Genomic DNA, 21686 nt, shown 5'->3' with positions numbered 1-21686 from the left:
TGACGATCAGTTTAGGTTCGGGGTTTCATTGACGCAAGAGCTAGATTCGGGGTTTCGTTGACGCAGATTCGGGGTTCTGGAGTCACTAGATTCGGGGTTTCGTTGACGCAAGCTGCACAAAAACAGTGTTTTTGTATTTTATTTTCAGTCAGTTATGCGTTTGTGGAAAACCCTTAACACTACTATTAACACATAAATTAACACTCAAAGCCTGTGGATAACTTTTCATTCTTTGCAATTTCCAGCTAAATTGAATCTAAGCACCGCCTCTTGGGGATTACGCCCCCGCCGGCTCGCGGCCGTAGGCCGCCCCGATCGTGCTTCGCACGATCTCCCACCCGGCATCCCCATGCTCGCCCTTTCTGGGCTGCGCTAAACGGACACGCCTACGGCGCGAAATCATAATCTGACGATGCAATGCATCGTCTCTCCACCAGCACCTCCCTCTCCCGCGTCGGCGCCTCTGGCGCCCTACGGGGCTCCCGCTCCGCGCTCGCCCGACGCCTGCAACGCCAGAAGAACCGAGCAAAACCGTAATTTGCTCAAGACACACCGGTGTTCAGACGATCATTCAGCAGCTTACGTGTCGCAACATGCCCGCCAGACGCCACAGAATGGCCTTACAGGCGTTACCATGTATAGTGACTGGGTTTGTGGACGATAATGGGCTTACGCTTTGTGCGGCCTCCTATGGCGCTCTGCTGGCTTTGTTAGGGATTAGTGGGCTATCCATTTCTGTCTGACCGTCCAGATATTCTCCTCCTGACTTTTGGAGGGATGGTTCTAATTGAAAAACCCAAGCGTTAGGGATATTGTGCATTATGCCGACGCTTCTACGCATCAATGGATTTCGTGTCGTGATCTACACGGCAGATCATGTGCCAATGTACGTTCACGTCATAAGCGCGGATGCCTGTGGATCTGCTACAGGATCTGCACGGCGCTTCCCTGAATGATCTGGCCGAGATCACCCCGCTGGGGAATGGCCTTCACTGGCCACGTCTTGATGCTGATGTCCTGGTCGAAGGTATGATCCACGGTATCTACGGTTCCCGAAGCTGGATGGCAGCACAGATGGGACGTGTAGGCGGATCTTCCGCCAGTCCCGCAAAGGCGGCGGCCGCACGTCGGAATGGTGCGAAAGGCGGTCGGCCCAGAAACGTCGCGTAAGGCACGGTTTCTGATATTTTTCCAATCCGTCAGGCCTGTAGACTTTTGCGAACTTTAATTCAGGGACCAGCAGCGTGATGTTGGGACATTCTGATCTGTTCCGGGAGTTGGGGCCGTCAAAACGCAGAGTAAGGTCTGTTTCTGCCGGGTCAGCGTGAAGAGGGCTCCTGAGCCGCCATAATCCGCTGTAGTCGTAATCCGGTAGCCTTTGGTCAACAGACTGGCCAGAGAGTCCTGCACGGGTTTGAGCGTTGTTGGTACCGACAGGGGGGCATAGGGAGATTTAACGCCTGACTGAGGCAGCCAGTCCCCTGTGTTCCGGGCAAAGCCTGATGCCGGGAGGAGGAGAAGCGGCAGGGCAGTGAAAGTCAGTATACGCTTTTTCAAGATAACTCTCCTGATCAGATCCAGAGCTGTCGGCGGATGTTGATCAAGTCGCGCAATTTCTGGTCCTTGAGATTCTGTAAGATCTGTTCGTGATCAACCGGGTTATCTGGTGGCATAGCGGCGATGTTGCGATCGCACAGAGCTGTTTCCCCTGGCAGATCGTCACGGTACCAGAGCCAGAGGTCGATCGCCGCCTTGTCCCGGTCATTGGCACTGTGCAAACGGTAGCCGCGATACAGACGGCTCTGCTCTTTATCGTAACCCTGCGAGGTTGTGCCGAGCTCCTGTTCCACGAACTCTCCGAGTATGGAGAAGCAGGCATGAAACATGCGCTCATCAGCATCAGGATTGTCCGGTTCTTCCTGTCTGTCTGGCAGGTTATCCGTCATGGCTGTTCTTTCCTTTCTGCATGCTCTTTTTCGGCATCGAAGGCATGAAGCCCTGCGCGTCTCCATCGTGTTTTCAGATCAGCCGGAGTGGTCTCATTGCCTTCCCGAAGCTGCCCCGCAATGTCCAGAAATGCTCCGAGCATGGTGGCGCGGTCATCGTCGGTCAGATCGACCAGTCCCGCCTTCTGGACAAGCCCACCCAGTTCGATCAGATGACGGGTGCGTTCGCGTCGCGCCTTCGCCCAGTCGCGCATGTCGGTGCGTGCCTTTCGTGCCTGATGGCGATGGATCAGGGCCGCCTGCTTCCTGATCCGTCTTTCAAGCGCCAGAAGCTCCATTCTGATCGTTTCCGGTTCCTTTCCGGCCGCCTTTTTTTGTGCCAGCCTGAAAGAACGCCGCTCCCCGTTCGGTCCACCTCGCGACGGCTTCGGGTTTGCCGTCCGCCTGTTCGACAGCCGCAAGCAGTACCCCGGCCAGCGCCTCAATCGACAGGGTATCGGCTCCCGTCGCCTCGACCAGTTCGCCGAGCTGGATTGTTCGTTGCGCCTTAAGCTGCTTCGCCTTTTCCTGAAGCGCCTTCAGTTCCGCATCAATGTCCCGTGGCTTACGCATTTTCTGCCTCTTGTCCTGCTGATCTGTGCCATACTCTACCACATAGGCGAGAACCGCGTCACTCATCCAGAGCAATCAGCCCTTGCGGCGCAATAAAATATGAGTGCGCGCTTATACGTCACTTCGTGACATGCGCTTAAATGGTGTGATATGATCGCATCCATGGCGATCTATCACCTACATGCAAAGGTCATCAGCCGCGCCACCGGACGGAGCGCCGTGGCGGCGGCAGCCTATCGTGCAGCGTCCCGCCTGCATGATGTGCGGCTGGATCGCGACCATGACTTTTCCAACAAGAGCGGCGTGGTGCATTCCGAGATCCTGCTGCCTGATGGCGCGCCGGAACGGTTTCTTGATCGTGCGACCCTATGGAATGAGGTCGAGGCGATCGAGAAGCGCAAGGATGCCCAGCTTGCCCGCGAGGTGGAGTTTTCAATCCCGCGCGAAATGACCCAGGCGCAGGGGATCGCGCTGGCACGGGATTTCGTGCGGGAGCAGTTCGTGGAACGCGGCATGGTGGCCGATCTCAATGTGCATTGGGATATTGGTGAGGACGGACAGGCGAAGCCCCATGCGCATGTGATGCTGTCCACGCGGTCCGTGGATGAGAACGGGTTTGGTGCAAAAGAGCGGTCGTGGAATGACAAAGAACTCCTGCTGACATGGCGGGAGCGATGGGCGTCACTTGCCAATGAACGGCTGGCCGAGCTGGACCTAGACGTGCGGATCGATCATCGGTCGTTCGCGGCCCAGGGGATCGACCTTGAGCCGCAGAACAAAATCGGTCCGGCCGGGATGCGCCGGGAAGAGCGGGGCGAGGATGCGGAACGGGTCGCTGATCATCTGGAGATCGCGCGACGCAATGGGGAAAGGTTGCTGGCCGAGCCGCATGTGGCGCTGGAGGCACTGACCCGGCAGCAGAGCACATTTACCCGGCAGGATCTGGCGCGGTTCGTGGACCGGCAGACGGTGGATGCTGAACAGTTTACGGCCGTCATGGTTCGGGTGGAGGCATGTTCGGAGCTGGTCGCGCTCGGGAAAGACGGGCACGGGCGGGAGCGGTTCTCCACGCGCGCGATGGTCGGGGTCGAGCAGCGTCTGGAAGAAGCGTCGCTCGCGATGGGGCTGTCCCAGGGGCATGCGGTGCCGCTGGCGGTGCGTCGGGCAGCGATGCAGCATTCTGGTCTTGGGGACGAGCAGGCGCTGGCGGTGGGCGAGGTCACGAAGTCCCGCGACCTGTCCGTGGTGGTCGGGTATGCCGGGACGGGGAAGAGCACCATGCTGGGTGTGGCCCGTGCGGCATGGGAAGAGGCCGGGTACCGGGTGCGCGGGGCGGCGCTGTCGGGGATTGCGGCGGAAGGGCTGGAAGCGGGGTCCGGGATTGAGAGCCGGACGCTGGCGTCTCTGGAGCGTGCGTGGGAACGTGGGTTCGACCTGCTGGAGCGCGGGGACGTGCTGGTGGTGGATGAGGCCGGCATGGTGGGGTCACGGCAGATGGAGCGGGTTCTGTCTGTCGCCCGCGAAGCCGGGGCCAAGGTGGTGCTGGTGGGTGATCCCGAGCAGTTGCAGGCGATCGAGGCGGGTGGTGCGTTCCGGGCGGTGGCCGAGCGGGTCGGGTCGGTGGAAATCACCACCGTACGCCGGCAGCGTGAAGGCTGGCAGCAGGCGGCTACGAAGGAGCTTGCGACCGGGCGGACAGAGCAAGCGCTGGGACGCTATGAGGCGGCTGGCCTGGTGCGCGGGCATGACACGCTGGAAGAGGCGCGGGCCGGGGTGATCGCGGGATGGAATGCTGCCCGTCAGGCTGCGCCAGAAGAAAGCCAGATCATGCTGGCGCACCGGCGTGATGATGTGCGGGCGCTGAATGCGGCGGCACGGGAGATCCGCAGGGAGGCAGGTGAGCTGGGTGACGGCGTGCTGGTGCCGACCGCCCAGGGCGAGCGGGTGTTCGCGGACGGGGAGCGGGTCTACTTCCTGCGCAATGACCGGGCGCTGAGGGTAAAGAACGGCACGCTGGGCACGGTGCGGGGCATCGAGGGATCGGCTGAGGCTGGGGATCTCGCAATGTCAGTGCAGCTCGACGGGCCGGGTGGTGCCGGGACTGGCCGGGTCGTGTCCGTGTCGGTGGCGGAGTATGACGCGCTGGATCATGGCTATGCGGCCACCATCCATAAATCGCAGGGTGTGACGGTGGATCGGGCGCATGTGCTGGCGACGGGGAGCATGGATCGGCACGGGGCCTATGTGGCGCTATCGCGGCATCGGGAGAGCGTGTCCGTCCATTGGGGCCGGGATGATGTGGGCGACCGGGACGGGCTGGTGAAGCAGCTGTCGCGCGAGCGGCTGAAGGATACCACGCTGGATTACCCGCATGTCCGGGATCAGGATGCCGGATTTGCGCGGCGGCGCGGGCTGCATGTCCCCGAGAGCGAGATCGTGGTGGAGCGTGAGAAGGCCGCCTCTGGCCCCCGGCAGGACAGGCAGGCCGAAGGTGTGCCTATGCCAGAGCCTGCGTCGGCACAGCAAAAACGCGGGATGTTCGATGGACTGGACCTGTCCGTGCGGCCGGGGCGTCGCACGGCGGAAAAAGACGTGTCGGCCGGGATGGATGTCGGGGCCGGAACAGAAAAGAGTGGGGAAGGGCATGAAGCGCCCGTCTCCCGCTTTGCGGGGTTGCGGCTGCGGCGTGTCCGGCGTGAGATGTTGCCCGCCATCCTGGACGGTTTTGTACCGGGGAGTGATCCTCTGCATCAGGCGGTGGAGCGGTATGCGCGGGCCTGGGTGGATGTGGAGCGCATGGTGCGCAAGGAACTGCCGGTACTGGCGTGTCAGAAGAAGGCGCTGTCTGAGGCCGGTCGGGATCTGGAGCGGGTCCGGCGTGGCGGGGTAGCAGATCTGCGGGCGGCGCTGAAACATCAGCCGGAGATCCGGCAGGCGTTGCATGGTCTGGAAGGTCCGGCGCGGGCGCGCAGGCTGGTTGCGGGGCTGGAGCATGAGGCGCGGGTGCGGACGAGTCCGGAGCTGCGGGCTGAGCGGTTCGTGAAGGCGTGGGACGGGCTGAGCCGGGAGCAGCAGGGTGCGGCGCTCAAGGAATTGAAGCGGGACGTGCCGCTTGCGTCCCTTCTGCGGGAGAAAAGCCGCGAGCTGGGGATCAGGAAGGGATCGACGCTCGATCACGGGTTGCATCCCCCTCAGCGGGAGCACTCCCTCTCACGCTCCAGGTCGCGGGATCGGGGCTGGGATATGGGGATGTAATCTGCTTGAGAGAGGATGTATTGATGTGTATAATTTTCACTGGAGATACACATCATGCGAACCAACATCATTATTGACGATACCCTCATGACAGATGCGCTGAAGGCGTCTGGCGTCAAAACCAAGAAAGAAGCCGTCGAACTCGGATTGCGGACGCTGATCAAGTTGAATCAGCAGCGGCAACTGCGTTCCATGAAGGGCAGGCTGGAGTGGCGGGGTGATCTCGACGCCATGCGTTCCGACGCATGATTCTGGTCGATTCATCGGTCTGGATCGATTTTTTCAGAGGTACGGTGACGCCACAGGTTGATGCTCTGGACCGGTTGCTGGGAGAGGAACTGGTCGCCATTGGGGATCTGATGATGACGGAAGTTCTTCAGGGATTTGCGAGCGAACGGGATTTCAACAAGGCGCGGAGACTGCTTGGCGCTCTGGATCTGGTCGAGATCGGGGGGCGTGATGTCATGATCGAGGCGGCACGATATTTCCGTGACCTGCGCGCCAGAGGCATTACCATCCGGAAAACCATTGATACCCTGATTGCCACACGATGCATCGTAAGCGGGTATCGGCTTCTTTACAGTGACCGGGACTTTGATCCGTTTGTGACACATCTGGGGCTGGAACGGGTTGTCTGATTTTGGCGTGGTGACTGGAGAGGACATGGAGAAAAAAGAAGCGGCCGTTCGGTTGGGATCGTTTCTGGTGTCCATCGGTCGTGAGGTCGGTGTGCGTGATCAGGATATCGCGGTCTTGCAGACCCGCGATCAGACCCCGGCCAAGGCAATGACCTTCGAATGATCCTGCGGCTTGATACCAACGTGATCCTGGAGACGTGGAGGCCCGTCCCGGAGCCGCGTGTTCTGGCCAGCCGCGACGTGTCGCCTTTTGAGGCAGCCGGTGTGCGGGTTCTTAATCCATGGGAGCGCCTCTGATGTCAGAGGAAGAGTCGGCGCAGCGTGCGTTTGAGGATCTGCGTGCTGAAATATCGGTGCTCCGCCGCAGTATGGAAGCGTTGCCGCAGGCATGGCGGGACAATCGGCCGCCGGATTACACGGAGGATCTGGCCCGTGTCGTGAAGGCCATGAATGCAGTTGGTGCGCGAATGGAGGCGATCGAGGCCACTCCGATGCTGAAGATGACGCCACAGGCGTATGGGCAGGGGATACGTCAGGCGGGGCTTTCTGCCAGTCAGGAGATGCAGGCAGCGTTTCAGAAAGCGATAGGTGAGGTTCAGGGGGAACGTCGGGTTCTTGCCAATATCATTGGTCAGTCCCGTCAGCAGGATCGTCAGAACTGGTGGCTGTTAGGGGTGGGTCTTGCCTGTCTTGTTGTAGGGATCGGGTTATCGCCTGTGCTGGCGTATCTCCTGCCTTCTTCTATCGGGACGCGGGTGGCATCCTTTATTGTCGGGGAGAAAGATCGCTGGAACTCTGGGGCCATGATGATGGCGGTCAGCAATCCTGAAGGCTGGCAACGTGTACGTGAGGACAGCCAGCTGGTTGAGGCCAACAGAGACAGGATTGCAGCTTGCCAGAAAGTGGCCTCGGGTCAGGAAAAAACTCAGAAATCCTGTGTCATCACCATTCCGGCACAACAGGAATAGTTTTGAGGGATAAAAGCCGACAGCAGAATATGACATGTCAAAGAAACTGGATTTCTTTGACGGATCATCCTGACGTGTTAGAAAAAACGCACATTGCTACCACGTCAGGATGTCATGTTAACGCCAACCTACCTTATTCGGCCTTTGCCGCCTCAGGCGGAGATAGAAACGGTTCCGGTTCTCAGGGCGTTGGTCGAGGCCAATAAGGCTCTGGCGGAACTGAAGGGTCGGGCGGCAACCATTCCCAATCAGGGGATCCTGATTGATACGCTGGCTTTGCAGGAAGCCAAGGCGTCCTCGGAAATCGAGAATATCGTCACCACCCAGGATGAACTTTTCCAGGCGGATCTGTTTCCTGAGGGGCCGGATTCAGTGGCGGCCAAGGAAGTCGCCCTGTATCGAGATGCCTTGCATCTGGGGTTTCGGCAGCTGAAGGAAACCGACGGACTGATCCTGAACAAGGGGCTGATCGCGATTTTCCAGAGGCTCAAGAAGCGGGGAGATGGGTTTCGAAACACCCCGGGAACGGCCCTGAAGAACGAGCGCACTGGGGAAGTAGTCTTTGTGCCGCCGCAGGATGGGCGGGAGATTATCCGGCATATGTCGGATCTGGAGCGGTTCGTGAATGATGACGGGCGCTGTGATCTGGATCCGCTTATCAAGATGGCCCTGATCCACCATCAGTTTGAGAGCATCCACCCGTTCCCGGATGGGAATGGCCGTGTCGGGCGGATCCTGAACGTGTTGTATCTGACCCGGACTGGCCTCCTGGATATCCCGATCCTCTATTTGTCGCGCTACATCACCCGCCACAAGGATGAGTATTATCATCTGTTGCAGAAGGTGCGGGATGAAGGCGCATGGGAGGCGTGGATCCTCTACATGCTGCGTGCCGTGGCTGAGACATCCAGGATCACCCTGGAGCTGATTGAAGGCATGCGGGCGCAGATGGCCACCATGAAGCAGCGGATGCGCACGGAACTGCCCAAAATTTACAGCCAGGAGTTGCTGAACAACCTGTTCCGGCATCCCTACACGAAAATCGAGTATGTTCAGGCGGACCTGAGTATCGCCCGTCAGACGGCAGGGAAATATCTCGACCAGCTCTCAGAGAAAGGCTTGCTGTCCAAGCACCGCTCAGGGCGGAGCAATTATTATATCAACGCACCTCTGGTCCGCCTCTTCCTGGAGGTGTCCGGTGGCGCATGAAATGTATGATCTGTTTTTCGAACGTATGGAATTTTACGCATGAATCCCGTTGAGATTGAAGAAGCTGTCTCCCGGATTGCCGAGGCACCTTTTAATCCCGGGGAATTTCCATTCGAATTCCTGCAAGCGTTCGGAAACCGCGATGTCACGATCAAGCGGCTCCGTAAGGATAACCGCTCGGACGTTTCTGGAGCGGTGCTCCAGCGCAACAACATCCATCTGGCCGTTTGTCCTGAGGGGCATGTTGCCCAGACCCTGAACCTGCTGAGGGAAAGCCCCAAGACCCAGTCAGCCAAGGCACGGTTTCTGTTGGCCACGGATGGAGTGACGTTTGAGGCGGAAGACCGCACGGAAGATGAGCACATTACAGATGTGTTCACGCATCTGGCTGATCGGTTCGGGTTTTTCCTGCCCCTGGCGGGCATTACCACCGTTCAGAAGATCAAGAACAACCCGATCGACGTTAAGGCTACGTCACGCCTGAACCGTCTTTATGTCGAACTTCTGAAGGAAAACTCCGACTGGGCAACGGAAGAACGCCGTCACGACATGAATCATTTCATGGCGCGTCTCATTTTCTGCTTTTTTGCCGAGGATACCGGGATCTTCCTGAACAATCTGTTTACCAGAACCATCCAGACCATGACGGAAGGGGCCACGGATCAGACGCATGAGGTCATGGCCGAGCTGTTCCGGACAATGGATCTGGATACACGCAATGACGATCGTGACAAGGGCGGGGTCAAATCCTGGGCCAGGGATTTTCCGTATGTAAACGGGAATCTGTTTTCCGGGGCAACGGACTGCCCGAAATTCAATAAACTGGCCCGCACCTATCTTCTGCGTGCCGGTGAGCTGAACTGGGCGCAGATTAACCCGGATATCTTCGGATCCATGATCCAGGCCGTTGCGGATGAAGGAGAGCGCGGTGCGCTAGGGATGCATTACACCAGTGTGCCCAACATCCGCAAAGTGCTGAATCCGCTGTTTCTGGATGGCCTGCGTGAGGAACTGGAAAAGGCAGGCCAGAATACTCAAAAGCTGCATGCCCTGAAGGCGCGTCTGTCCGGTATTCGGGTGTTTGATCCGGCCTGTGGATCCGGCAATTTCCTGGTGATTGCCTACAAGGACATGCGGGACATTCAGAGTGAGATTGATGACCGTCTGAAAATAGAGCGGGCGGAACGGAAATCCGTCATTCCTCTGGCTAATTTCTATGGGATTGAGATCCGTGACTTTGCGGTGGAAATCGCGCGCCTATCGCTTCTTATCGCTGAGTTCCAGAGTGATGAAATTCATATCGACCAGAAACAGGCTCGCCTGAATGTGCTGCCCCTGAAGGATACGGGGCATATCATCTGCGGGAATGCCCTGGAGCAGGACTGGTTCGATGTTTGTCCGCCTCAGGAGGGCTCGGAAACCTATATCTGTGGCAATCCTCCCTATAAGGGTAGTCAATGGCAATCGGCTGAACAGAAAGCGGATCTGGAGCAGATTTTCGGGCAGCGTACGAAATCCTGGAAGTCTCTGGATTATGTTGCGGGCTGGTTCATGAAGGCTGCGGATTATGGCCAGAAAACGGGTTCTTCCAGCGCATTTGTGAGCACGAATTCCATCTGTCAGGGACGGCAGGTTCCCATTCTCTGGCCTCTAATATTTTCTCAGGGTTATGAGATCAGTTTTGCCCATACATCGTTCAAATGGGCCAATCTGGCGGCTCATAATGCAGGTGTGACGGTCGCTATCATTGGGATTGCTCCTGTTTCAGATCGTCCCAAAATTCTCTTCTCAAACGGAGCAGACGGGAAAACGATCCGGCAGGAGACAATGCATATCAATGCCTATTTAGTGTCTGGTGTAAACGTGGAAATTGAGGCCAGAACAAAACCGTTAGCTGATGTTGCCGAGATGCAAGTAGGCAATCATCCATACTATGGCACGGCACTGATATTCTCGAATGACGAGGCAAGATCAATTATTGAGGGAAACCCAGCGGCGTCGAGATATATCCGGCCACTCTATGGTTCCAAGGAATTCATCTCAGCCTCGCCACGTTCATGCCTCTGGATTCAAGACAACGAGGTATCCGAAGCTCTGACGATACCGCAAATTGCTTCGAGAGTTCATGATGTGGCCGTTGCGCGGCGAGCAGCTAAACAGGACAAGTCAGCGCAAAAGCTTGCCAACACACCACATAAATTTAGAGAACAAATCGCGGCCACTGATCATATAATTGTCATACCAAAAGTGAGTTCGGAGAATAGGCCATTCCTTCCCGTTGGTATGCTTGGCGCAAATTGTATTGTTCAAGAGAAAGTATTTGGCATTTACGATGTTCCTCTCTGGAATATGGCGCTGATTGCCTCTCGCCTTCATTGGGTGTGGATTGGTACAGTTTGCGTCCGTATGCGTACGGATTTTTCATATTCGAACACTTTGGGCTGGAACACCTTTCCTGTTCCGACTTTGACGGAAAAGAACCGCGCTGATCTGACCCGTTGTGCCGAGGATATTCTTCTGGCGCGTGAGGCGCATTTTCCGGCCACGATTGCCGATCTGTATGATCCTGACAAAATGCCAGACAATCTGCGGGCTGCTCATGACCGCAATGATGAGGTGCTGGAGCGGATCTATATCGGTCGGCGTTTCCGCAATGATACGGAGCGTCTGGAAAAGCTGTTCGACCTCTACAGCAAGATGATCGCCAAAAAGGGCGGCAAGACGAAAAAGAAGAAGGACGCTGCCTGATCCATGACGATCAATCCGGTTATTCCCGCTGTTTCCCTGCGTACCGGCCAGACAGGTCAGTCTGCCAGAACCAATGAGCTGGGCATGCGGCCCATGCAGGAAGCAGTCTATGAGAAACGGGGTGAGCAATATCTTCTCATCAAGTCACCGCCCGCTTCTGGTAAATCCCGTGCCCTGATGTTTGTTGCCCTCGACAAGCTGACACATCAGGGCGTGAAAAAAGCCCTGATTGTCGTGCCGGAACGCTCGATCGGGGGCAGCTTTATGAGCGAACCGCTGAGAAAATTCGGCTTCTGGGCAGACTGGATTGTCCAGCCGAAGTGGAATCTGTGCAACGCTCCTGGTTCAGATGAAGGACAGGTCGCACGGTCCAAGGTCAAAGCTGTTGGTGAGTTTCTGAAGAGTGAAGATCAGATTCTTGTCTGCACCCACGCGACGTTCCGGTTCGCTGCGGAAGAACTGGGTATCGCAGCCTTCGATGGGTGTCTGGTGGCGGTTGATGAATTCCACCATGTCAGCGCAGACCCGAAAAACAGGCTGGGATATTATCTCAATCAGCTGATTGCCCGTGGGGAAACGCACATCATCGCCATGACCGGCTCCTATTTCCGTGGGGATGCCGTTGCTGTGCTGTCCCCGGAAGATGAAGGGAAATTCGAGACAGTCACTTACACCTACTATCAGCAGCTGAACGGGTATCAGTATCTGAAAGAGCTGGATCTGGGATATTATTTCTATACCGGCTCCTATCTGGATGCGATTGACCGGGTGCTGGATGGCACGCGCAAAACGATCGTGCATATTCCCAATGTCAATTCACGCGAAAGCACGACCCAGAAGCACAAGGAAGTCGAGCATATCCTGTCCGTCCTGGGAGACTGGGAAGGAGAGGATATAGAAACAGGATTTCATCTGGTGCGCCGTACCGATGGCCGGGTGCTTCGTATCGCCGATCTGGTGGAAGATGAGCCTGTCCGGCGCAACAAGGTTGTGTCCGCCCTGAAGGATCCGGCGCAGAAGAACAACCGCGATCATGTGGACATCATCATTGCGCTGGGGATGGCCAAGGAAGGGTTTGACTGGATCTGGTGTGAGCAGGCGCTGACGGTTGGATACCGCTCCAGTCTTACGGAGATCATTCAGATCATTGGCCGCGCTACCCGTGATGCACCAGGAAAGACGCGGGCCGAATTCATCAACCTGATTGCTGAACCGGATGCGTCCCAGGAAAAAGTGACGGATGCGGTCAATGACATGCTCAAGGCCATTGCCGCCAGCCTGCTTATGGAACAGGTGCTGACCCCGCGTTTCGAGTTTACGCCGAAGACCGCAGAAAGTGCGCCTCTGGATGGCTATGATTATGGGGAAGAAGGCTACAAGCCAAACGGCACGAATGTTGGCTTCAATGCGCAGACCGGCCAGTTCCATATGGAGATCAAGGGGCTGGTTTCCCCCAAAAGCCCGGAAGCGCAGCGGATCTGCCGGGAAGACCTGAACGAAGTTGTGGCGTCTTTTGTGCAGGACAAGCCTTCCTTGGAGCATGGTTTGTTCGATGAGGAAACAGCCCCTCAGGAACTGACACAGGTCAGGCTGGGGAAAATCATTCGGGATCGGTATCCCGAGCTTTCGGATGAGGATCAGGAGGCTGTGCGCCAGCATGCCGTGGCGGCATTCAATCTGACCCAGAAGGGGCAGAAGGCCGCGGAAGAGGTCACGCAGGCTGCCGGGGGCGAGGAGAAGATTGGTGGCAATACAGCCCTGATTGAGGGGATGCGGAAGATTGCCATGAATGTCCGGGATCTGGATATTGACCTGATTGATGCGATCAATCCGTTTGAGGAAGCCTACAAGATCCTGGCCAGGAGCATGAATGCACAGACCCTCAAACAGGTTCAGGAGGTTATTGCCAGTCGTCATATTGCTCTGACGATTGAGGAAGCCAGGGATCTGGCAAAGCGTGCGCTTCTGTTCAAAAAGGAAAGGGGACGCCTTCCTGAGCTGACATCTCCCGATGCGTGGGAACGTAAGATGGCAGAAGGGGTGGCGGTTCTGGCGCGTAAGACGGCAGAGGAACGGGCGAATGGCTGATCTGAGCGATGAAGAGCTTCTGGCCGAACTTGGTGTCTCGCTTGAGGCTAAAAAGAAGGCTGCGCTGACCGCCGAGGAAGAGCGGATTATTGCCGGGTTTGAGGATATCTGCCGTTTCTATGAGGAACATGGGCATGCGCCTGCGCATGGAAAGGACAGGGATATCTTTGAACGGCTTTATGCCGTGCGTCTGGATCGGATCCGGGCTTTGGAAAAATGCCGGTCATTGCTGTCACAGCGTGATCTGCATGGGCTTCTGAATGTTTCCGGGATGGACACTGAGAGTCCTGATCCCGATACGCTGGACGATGATGCGCTTCTGGCTGAACTGGGCATTGAGGCCGAGCCAGAGGCTGACTCCATCACTGTCCTGAAGCATGTGAAATCACGCGCAGAAGTTCGGGCAGCGGAAGAAATTGCCAGCCGCGAACCCTGCAAGGATTTTGAAGCCTTCCGGCCTTTGTTCGCACAGGTACAGGAGGATCTGAAATCAGGCGTGCGGGAAACACGTCCCTTTGGGCAGGAAGCCGGTATTCGGCAGGGAGAATTCTTTATCCTGAAAGGGCAGATGGTTTATGTCGCGCATGTCGGGGAAGAGTTCGAGACAGAATACGGTCGCAGAGACAGCCGTCTGCGGGTCATCTATGACAACGGGACTGAAAGCGATGTCCTGCTGAGGTCGCTCCAACGGGCTCTCTATAAGGATGAGGCGGGTCGTCGGATTACAGATCCGACTGTCGGGCCTTTGTTCGGGACAACCGTTGAACCGGATGATCTGGAAAGTGGCACGATCTATGTGCTGAGAAGTCTGTCAGATAACCCGTATATCGCGCAGCATCGTAACCTGATCCACAAGATCGGGGTGACGGGAGGCGATGTGAAAAAACGGATCGCCAACGCCAGGCATGATGCCACCTATCTGCTGGCTGATGTGGAAGTCGTGGCGACCTACAAGCTCTTCAACATTAACCGCACGAAGCTGGAAAAGATCTTTCATAGGGTTCTGGCGCCTGCACAGATTGATCTGACGATTCAGGATCGGTTTGGGCATCCCGTGCAGCCGAAAGAATGGTTTTTGGTTCCGATAAATATCGTGTCTCAAATAGTGGATAAAATATCAGATGAAAGTATTGACGGTTTCATTTATGATCCAAAGACGGCTGGTTTGGTGAAAGCATAATGGCATATGATGTCGGCTTCCGCCTCTTATGAGACATACGAACACGCCGTATTAATCCCGAAAGCGGACTATTTATTCTGATAGGCTTTATCTAAAAACTGAAATGGTTAAATATCTTAATTATTAATGTAATTTCTTCCGAGAAATTTTATAAATTCTGATTATTTTCGGAATATTAAAGGAACATAATAGTTGGAATCTAACGAAGGAATAGAAAAGCGGATCAATGAAGCGCGTAAGTTGGGCCACGTGAGCTCTTCCGAGTGGCAGTCTTACACATGGAAGAATGAGCTATCCGAACAGCGTCGCAGAATTATTACGCACCTTGGCGAAGCACTTGCTGAGGAGGAGACCGACTACAACCCCTATCATATGCTAGAAAGGGCGGTAGGAGTTGCCGCGATATGCATGAGACGGTTGATCGAATGCCGGCTGGTGACGGATCGTTTTTGCACAACGCCGCTGGAGGTTCACGAGATTATGCGCAAGAAGGATGCGGAATGGCGTGAACCGTTCGTAAGTCGCACTGCAAGCGGGATATACAACAACTATGATATGACAGTGCGGAAGCTTGAGAGAGTAAAGCCGAAAACAATTTCCGACAAAATGCTGCACGCACGGGTTATAGGCGTTCTTTCCGGGAGCGACTATTTGCCAGACGGCTTGTTGGTCGCATCAGATACGCAGAGCAAGAAACAGCTTTTTCATTTCTCGCCATGTGAGATTGCAGGTATCTTCGATGCGTTTTTGGAGGATAAAGTCCGCCAGGTCTCTGATGGGTATTTGGATCAGGATGGCCAGTTCTTGGGAACTGGAAAGGTGTTCGCGACAAGAAAATAGCCAGAACTTGTGCTCCGAGTTCACAGGTGCTCAATGTTCCCTGTTCAAGACGTCCGCTTATCGAAGCCCATCCATCAACAGCAGACACTTCGCTGTCCCCTCAAGGAACATGAAGCGGACAGGCGGCAGACGCCTACAACGCAGACATCAAAGTGGTGATGGCGGTCGCCCGAAAGTCGACATTGTCAGGCGAACGGCGATAGACAGAGTTTGGGACAAACCGGCCGTTCCGAGGTTGTGCCTCGAATGGCCGCTATACCCCCGACATCCGACATAGAGAAAGTGTCGTCCGCTTCACGGAAATGTGCAAGGCTGGCCGAATGCGGTCCTGGGCTATCGGTGGTCGAGAGTGGAAGCGGACGTCCGCAACGCTTAGATGTCATCTCAGTTTGACCAAGGCGACCTTGGCGTCCTACCAAAAACTTGGAGTTCGAAGCGTCTGGAGAGCACACCCGAGACAGAGCGCTTAATGATCGGCAACGGGCGAGTGCTGTTCGAGGCCGACAAGCTGAACGACGAGAGCCTCCCGCCGAGTTTGAGCCGCCTAGGGTAAGGGCACCCACGTTCAGCCTGTTGTCGCCGCGTTTGTGCCCGCCCGTTCTCGTAGGATTCGGCGTAAAAACTGAGGCGGCATGGTGCGGACGTGAAACTCCTCTTGCGGGATTACCCCGGCGTTCAATGCGGCGGTCATCCGATGAACGTGGAGGGCCCACTCAGGATCTCGCAACGGCAACCTGCCCACGTTCACGAGAGGCGGTGGGGACATGCGATTCCGAAACAGAGGCATCTTAAGGGCCCGACGTGGCCGCTGCGTCTGCACATTGATGACCTTCGCCCGCTTGGTTCCTTCGAGCCGGACCTCGTCCTCCCAGACCGACACCTGCTCATTCCCACGAAGTTCTGCAAGTCGATCATGATCCGGCGTCCAGCGCGGCGGATCGTTGCCGGGCCTGAAGTAGATGTTGTCCAGCGCGTTGGCCCATTGGAACTCGTTGAGGGCCATCACGATGCTCGCCGAGGGCAACTTAACGACGTTACTGGCCGGGTTACCCAGCGAATAGGCTTTTTCGTCGTACAAGACGACTGCGTACTCGGGCGAGATGGGCATGACAAACTGCAGGCCGAGATTCGCCAAGCCAAGAACCGAGACGTCCGCGCCGTTGTAGAGCCCGTTGTGCTTGACGGCCGGGTGGTCGCCCAAAACAAAGGGCGTCGAGCTCACATTGTGGAGAAGCTTGATCTTCAGATCGAGAATCACAGGAGTTTCCAGGAGCGCTGGCCGGAGCGCCTGCGCGGCGGGCTCGGTGAGTTCAATAGTTAGATCGTCGAGCACGGCGAGAAGTTCGGGCTCGGTCAGCGTGTACCGTAGCATCAATTTGCCGACCTTGTTGGCCATCTCATTAGCCGCGGCGGCGGCCTGTGCCGTCCGCGCCGACTGGATGAGCAGGAAGGTCGCTAGCACGCGGTGATCGTCGCTGTATCGCTTCGGGGGCAAGCCGGTCGCGATCATCCGTCGCAGGACAGAGCTGGCACCGCCTTCGATCTGCCCCAGAGCGTGCTCGGCCTTTCCGTCGCGGCCGTAGAACCAATCCCGGCAGGCTTGATGCTTGAGGCTCGCTCCTGTGACGATTCTGCCAGAGCGTAAGTTGTAAAGACCAACCGATGAGCCATTGACGGAGAAAAATCGCAGCAGGAATTGTGGCACGAAGTGATGGCTCTTGTTCTGCGGCATCGGATTTGAAATCCCCTTCCAAGCTCATAGCGACGAGCCTGACCGTGTATACAGGTGCACGCATTCTGCTCAGTCAAAGTTCGAATCTCGCCAAGCGGACTAAGAACGATGAAGATGGGCATCATGCTTACGTCATAGCGACCTTAGGCTTGCTATGCTTCTCATCTTGGCGAAGGCAACGTTGGCGTGTCGGATTTCTGTCCAGAGATATTGTCAATCCAATCCAGAATTCCGTCGAGCACGGCGTGCTTCACGGGAAACCAAGTTCCAGTTCTCATGCGTGCGATAAGGGTATGAAGCGCACTGATAAAGGCATCTGCTGATGTGAAATGATGGGTGAAAGCGTGAAAAGAATTGTAATCCATAACGAGGCCGCCGCCGCTCAACCCTGCGAGCTTCCCGCACGCCGTCGCATAGACGTCACCCTCATCATCGAAAAGCTCCTTTACGATGGCTAGCCCGATGATCTGACGCCGTCCGATGGAGACTTCGACGTCTTTACCGCCTACGACCAGTCTCGCTACCGCTTCGCGACCAAGATACCGAGCCGCACCGTTGATCTGGCGGATAGCGTCGTCGACTTCCTTACGGGTCGCACGTCTCTTGCGATCAAGGGAGCGACTAAGACCAGCTTCCGTAATCGGACTGTCCTTGGCCTGAATGAGAATGGCGACGGATTCGGTCAGCACGAGATGGTCAAGTATCTCCTTGGACGTATCCTTACGTAGCGGATTCATCATGATACTCTCCGGCTTGAATGCACGTAACAAGCAAACCGAGATGTCGCGTTCCTGAAAATAGCCCGGATTAGTGCGCGTCAAAGAGTCGTGCCGGAATCCTGTACTTCCCTGGTAGCCATTCACTTCGGGTGTCATGTCGAGGACAAGGATATCATTGGGCGCCAGCTCACTCTTGAACACCGCTTGAATGGCACGATCATCGTCATCGCGCGTTCTCTGTCCGAACCAGTTTATCAAGACCTGATGAACGCTTTTAGCCGTTTCAGGATGGTAGGTGAGCAGATGAATCTCCTCCTTGTCGGTGAGGCAGCTCCCACCATCCTCTAGAGCCGTCCTGAAGCTCATCCACTCATAGTTCTGGTCATCGAAGAAGTAGATATCGACCTCATCATACTTGAGAATGGCGAGCATCTCGCGGGAGAATGAGTCGTCTCCAAACAGAGGGGAGCGGATAATCAATGGCTGATCGTCATCATCAAAAAAGGCTGTAACTAGTGCAGTGGTCGTGACCGTCGTGGATGGGAGTGCCGGCAGGTACAGGGCAAATCCACCATTCATCTTCGCCGCTAATATTGCTTCTTTCTGCGTTTTTATAATCAGAGAATATTTCTCGTCCGTGCGAAGTCGAATAGGCATCAGGCCGCCGGCAAACTGCCCGACAAGCGACCTCACTTCAGGATGAAGGACAGTCAGCATAAACGCCTCCGGGTTAGTAGGTTGCATTGCAGAATTTCATCGCCCAGGATCGACGCCCAAACTAGATGATATCGTCGGCTTTCAGTAGAGTCTTAAGGGTTATTTGAACGATCGGAATAGAGTGAAGACCTTCGCGGGTATCGTCCATATGAATGTCCGGTTTTATCGATCGTCCTGTACAAATCCGACCTTCCGTTTACCCCCCCCATTTCTTCCATTCAAATTAGGTTGACCCAAACAGTCTATAGTCAGATTGGGACAGACCGGAGCCACGGTGTATCAAGGGCTGCATGGTGGTTTTTCCGGGAGGGTTCAAATGGGACAGCGCGCGGTCATCTATTGTCGGGTTTCCACGGCCGATCAGTCCTGCGCGCGCCAGAAGGACGAGTTGAAGCGGTTTGCTGAACGCGCGGGATATGAAGTGCTGGACGTTTTCATGGAGACCGGCTCTGGTGTCCGGGTGGATCGGGCCGAACGTCGAAAGGTCATGGCACTGGCCCAGGCCCGTGAAATTGATGCCATCCTGGTGACGGAGCTGTCCCGATGGGGACGTTCGACCATTGATCTCATCTCCACGCTTCAGGAGCTGGAGAGCTATCGTGTTTCTCTGATCGCCATAACGGGAATGACGTTCGACCTGGCAACACCACATGGACGAATGCTGGCGACGGTTCTGGCCGGGATTGCTGAGTTCGAACGGGATCTGATTAGCGAGCGGGTGAAGTCCGGTCTGGCCGCCGCCAGGGCGCGAGGGAAGGTTCTCGGCCGACAGAAAGGAGAGCGGCCGAAGTCTGACCGTCTGGCTCCGAAGGTTCTGGCGTTGGTGGCTGAAAAGCGGAGTTATCGGTGGATCGCCCGGGATCTGGGAATCAGCAAGAACACTGTTGCTGCCATTGTGCAGAGGGATAAGGTGAGGCCTTCTCTTCCCTCGTAGAAGGTGTATACAGGTATAAGATTATACGTGTAGGGGTGTAGCATGAAGGTTCTTGCTGTTCTTTCGCAGAAGGGCGGTGTCGGAAAAACGACGCTTGCAACCTGTCTCGCTGTCGCGGCTGAGCAAGCGGGTAAGGTTGCTGCTATTATTGATTTGGACCCACAGGCGACAGCCTCTTTCTGGAAAGACGTACGCCAGCTCGATACACCGGCTGTGGCTTCAATTCAGCCGATACGTTTGCCTGCAATACTCAAAGCCTGCGCGGATGCGGGGACTGATCTTGTGATTATCGACGGAGCTGCTGTTGCGCGTGATGTAGCTTATGAAGCGGCGCGGCATGCTGACTTCGTTCTCATTCCGACGAAGACGGCCGTGTTCGATACAATGAGTATGACACACACATTGGATGTGGTTCGTCAGCTCGATAAAGCGTTCGCTGTCGTTTTAACTTTTGTGCCCCCCCAGGGGCAGGAGACAGGGGATGCCATTAAGGCCGTGACCGAATTGGGGGCAACGGTCTGTCCGGTGACAGTAGGAAACCGCAAGGCATTTTTCCGTGCACAGGCGGCGGGACAGGCTGTGCAGGAATTCGAAGCACATGGGCCAGCAGCAAACGAAATTAAGCGTTTATACGAGTATACAGATATACAATTATACAAAAATCGGGAGGTAGTGTGATGGCGAAAAGCAATACGCTACAAGCGATGCTTGATCGCGCCAAAGGTAGTGGTGAGGCAATGCCAACCCCTTCCCCGAAGCCAGATATATCATCCAGTAAACCTACGCTGAATGGTCGTAAGGGGACCAAGTTGATCGGTGGGCATTTTTCTCCTGAAGTCAGCACCCAGCTTCGTATTATCGCGGCCGAAGAGGGAACGACGGTTCAGAGTTTGCTGGGAGAAGCACTGGACGATCTGTTTGTGAAGAAAGGACGAAGCAGGATCGTTAGCGGATAAGTATACATTTATACACGTATACAATTATACGCGTAGGCTGTGTCTAGCGTATAGGGTTGCGTTTGTGTCGGTTGCGGCAGAATCCGACAAATGCGGCACTGGGGTTTTGCAACTCTGGTTGTCCGCTATCATTCCACCATGACACCCATTCATCATAGAGTGCGTAGATATCATATCCTGGAGCAACTCCTCTAGCGTCATGGAAACCCTCGGGATCGACAAATGGTTTCTGGAGCTTTGGCTCTATTACCTTGACGGTGTCCATCGTTTCCCGATTACGGAAAGTAACTGTGTTGCGGTTTATTTCGACAGCATAATCAGGCAAGTGGTTATTGATTGCCAAGTCACGGAGCATTGAGCGAAATACGCGAATATGGCTACTAGCCCCCGTTTTTTTCTGTAAAATTTCTATAGAAACAACCCATTTTTCCTGAGCGCCACAATGCTTGCGTGCAAGTTCGTATATTCTCCGTTCAAGTGGTTTGCGTAAACGGAAATAATCGCGATGTAATGTCAGTACACTTCGGCCTTCGATCATTCTGAATAGCCATTCGGATAGCGTTACCTTGATTTCGGACATTTGTCCGGAATTGGTCTTACGGACAATTCGCCATTCATTGATAAGGCCAAAGCCTTCGGTGATTTCTTCTCCATCAGCTTTGATGTTGGTGGTGATCCGTGTGCCTGCTAAGCGCTCAAATGCGCTCCGAAGCCGCTTATAGCCATCACCATCGGTTTGACGGTTGGTCCACACCAATAAATCGCGTGCGGTAAGGTGGAGAGTTCGATTTGGCTGCTCACCTTGATTCATTTTCGCGATCAGCTGCGAAATGCAATAGATAAGGATATCCTTGTCATGGATCGTCGCGAGCCCTTTGACGCTCGGAACGATCTCAACTGTATTGCCATTGTGCTCGTATCGGAAAATGCGTCGATCAGGTTTAGTGGCAAGCGAGAAAATTGGATGTTCCATCGAGGCCATATCATCTTTGGGGATGGCATCAAGGACATCACAAATAAAAAGATCTGGTGTCGGATATCGTTCCGGAAGTAGAACTGAGCGTCCATCAACATTCGGGGTTTCACTGACGGTAAGTGCCAGTTCGGGGTTTCGTTGACGGGTTGCTTTGATTCGGGGTTTCAT

Annotated in this window: 19 protein-coding genes and 2 pseudogenes; 15 read left to right on the top strand and 6 right to left on the bottom strand. The window is 55.5% G+C overall.

Translation table 11 applies throughout. From position 1 onward, the window contains the following. Positions 1–909: 909 nt before the first annotated feature. Positions 910–1170: pseudogene (locus R5N89_RS16345) on the top strand (DUF2442 domain-containing protein); the annotation flags it as partial. Positions 1171–1571: 401 nt separating this feature from the next. Here R5N89_RS16345 and R5N89_RS16340 read toward each other — a convergent pair. The 3 genes from R5N89_RS16340 to R5N89_RS16330 all read right to left on the bottom strand — a co-directional run bounded on the left by R5N89_RS16340 (position 1572) and on the right by R5N89_RS16330 (position 2624). After that, entirely contained in the window at positions 1572–1946 is a 375-nt protein-coding gene (locus R5N89_RS16340; RefSeq protein ID WP_110570076.1) for a hypothetical protein, read from the bottom strand. Next, complete coding sequence (locus tag R5N89_RS16335) at positions 1943–2200, bottom strand: conjugal transfer protein TraD (protein WP_110570084.1); 258 nt, start codon at positions 2198–2200, stop codon at positions 1943–1945. Before R5N89_RS16335 ends, R5N89_RS16340 begins: the two co-directional genes overlap by 4 nt. 64 nt (positions 2201–2264) lie before the next feature. Beyond that, positions 2265–2624 (bottom strand): conjugal transfer protein TraD, encoded by a 360-nt coding sequence (locus R5N89_RS16330; protein WP_208624726.1) that lies wholly within the window; start codon positions 2622–2624, stop codon positions 2265–2267. Between the two features lie 96 nt (positions 2625–2720). Here R5N89_RS16330 and traA point away from each other — a divergent pair, with 96 nt between their 5' ends. The 11 genes and pseudogenes from traA (at position 2721) to R5N89_RS16275 (ending at position 15484) form a co-directional block, all read left to right on the top strand. Next, positions 2721–5813, top strand: a complete 3093-nt coding sequence (gene traA, locus R5N89_RS16325; protein ID WP_354680744.1) for a Ti-type conjugative transfer relaxase TraA — start codon at positions 2721–2723, stop codon at positions 5811–5813. 54 nt (positions 5814–5867) lie between these two features. Further along, positions 5868–6062, top strand: a complete 195-nt coding sequence (locus R5N89_RS16320; RefSeq protein WP_062454612.1) for a type II toxin-antitoxin system VapB family antitoxin — start codon at positions 5868–5870, stop codon at positions 6060–6062. After that, positions 6059–6451 (top strand): PIN domain nuclease, encoded by a 393-nt coding sequence (locus R5N89_RS16315; RefSeq protein ID WP_048848569.1) that lies wholly within the window; start codon positions 6059–6061, stop codon positions 6449–6451. The genes R5N89_RS16320 and R5N89_RS16315 overlap by 4 nt, the downstream gene beginning before the upstream one ends. 25 nt (positions 6452–6476) lie before the next feature. Next, positions 6477–6614 carry a plasmid stabilization protein gene (locus tag R5N89_RS16310; RefSeq protein WP_110570086.1) on the top strand — a complete coding sequence of 46 codons (138 nt, stop codon included), beginning with the start codon at positions 6477–6479 and terminating at the stop codon, positions 6612–6614. Positions 6615–6673: 59 nt separating this feature from the next. Next, a pseudogene (locus R5N89_RS16375) lies at positions 6674–6748 on the top strand (VapC toxin family PIN domain ribonuclease); the annotation flags it as partial. Beyond that, positions 6748–7419 (top strand): DUF6118 family protein, encoded by a 672-nt coding sequence (locus tag R5N89_RS16300; RefSeq protein WP_110570082.1) that lies wholly within the window; start codon positions 6748–6750, stop codon positions 7417–7419. The pseudogene R5N89_RS16375 and the gene R5N89_RS16300, both read left to right, overlap by 1 nt. A 114-nt stretch (positions 7420–7533) precedes the next feature. Beyond that, positions 7534–8628: a Fic family protein gene (locus tag R5N89_RS16295; protein ID WP_110570081.1), complete on the top strand. Its 1095-nt coding sequence runs from the start codon at positions 7534–7536 to the stop codon at positions 8626–8628. Between the two features lie 39 nt (positions 8629–8667). Continuing rightward, positions 8668–11376, top strand: coding sequence for a DNA methyltransferase (locus R5N89_RS16290; protein WP_110570080.1), 2709 nt, complete (start codon positions 8668–8670; stop codon positions 11374–11376). Between the two features lie 3 nt (positions 11377–11379). Next, positions 11380–13464: a DEAD/DEAH box helicase gene (locus tag R5N89_RS16285; protein WP_110570079.1), complete on the top strand. Its 2085-nt coding sequence runs from the start codon at positions 11380–11382 to the stop codon at positions 13462–13464. Continuing rightward, entirely contained in the window at positions 13457–14644 is a 1188-nt protein-coding gene (locus tag R5N89_RS16280) for a GIY-YIG nuclease family protein (RefSeq protein ID WP_110570078.1), read from the top strand. Before R5N89_RS16285 ends, R5N89_RS16280 begins: the two co-directional genes overlap by 8 nt. A 192-nt stretch (positions 14645–14836) precedes the next feature. Beyond that, positions 14837–15484, top strand: coding sequence for a hypothetical protein (locus R5N89_RS16275; protein WP_110570077.1), 648 nt, complete (start codon positions 14837–14839; stop codon positions 15482–15484). A gap of 565 nt (positions 15485–16049) precedes the next feature. Here R5N89_RS16275 and R5N89_RS16270 read toward each other — a convergent pair. Next, complete coding sequence (locus R5N89_RS16270; RefSeq protein WP_063908692.1) at positions 16050–17216, bottom strand: DUF4238 domain-containing protein; 1167 nt, start codon at positions 17214–17216, stop codon at positions 16050–16052. Positions 17217–17377: 161 nt separating this feature from the next. Next, positions 17378–18652: a hypothetical protein gene (locus R5N89_RS16265; protein WP_231888561.1), complete on the bottom strand. Its 1275-nt coding sequence runs from the start codon at positions 18650–18652 to the stop codon at positions 17378–17380. 316 nt (positions 18653–18968) lie between these two features. Between R5N89_RS16265 and R5N89_RS16260 the strand changes: the two genes are divergently transcribed. The 3 genes from R5N89_RS16260 to R5N89_RS16250 are packed head-to-tail and all read left to right on the top strand — an operon-like array spanning position 18969 to position 20542. Further along, positions 18969–19586, top strand: a complete 618-nt coding sequence (locus R5N89_RS16260; protein WP_062454596.1) for a recombinase family protein — start codon at positions 18969–18971, stop codon at positions 19584–19586. Between the two features lie 42 nt (positions 19587–19628). Then, a complete protein-coding gene (locus R5N89_RS16255) occupies positions 19629–20264 on the top strand; it encodes an AAA family ATPase (protein ID WP_062454594.1) in 636 nt (211 codons plus the stop codon). Then, positions 20264–20542, top strand: coding sequence for a ribbon-helix-helix domain-containing protein (locus R5N89_RS16250; RefSeq protein WP_242007403.1), 279 nt, complete (start codon positions 20264–20266; stop codon positions 20540–20542). Before R5N89_RS16255 ends, R5N89_RS16250 begins: the two co-directional genes overlap by 1 nt. Positions 20543–20585: 43 nt before the next feature. On the opposite strand, the gene R5N89_RS16245 is transcribed toward R5N89_RS16250, so the two are convergent. Then, positions 20586–21686 (bottom strand): replication initiator protein A, encoded by a 1101-nt coding sequence (locus tag R5N89_RS16245; protein ID WP_081108381.1) that lies wholly within the window; start codon positions 21684–21686, stop codon positions 20586–20588.

Source organism: Komagataeibacter sucrofermentans DSM 15973 (assembly GCF_040581405.1).
Taxonomy (GTDB): domain Bacteria; phylum Pseudomonadota; class Alphaproteobacteria; order Acetobacterales; family Acetobacteraceae; genus Komagataeibacter; species Komagataeibacter sucrofermentans.
This window is presented reverse-complemented; position numbering and strand designations above follow the sequence as displayed.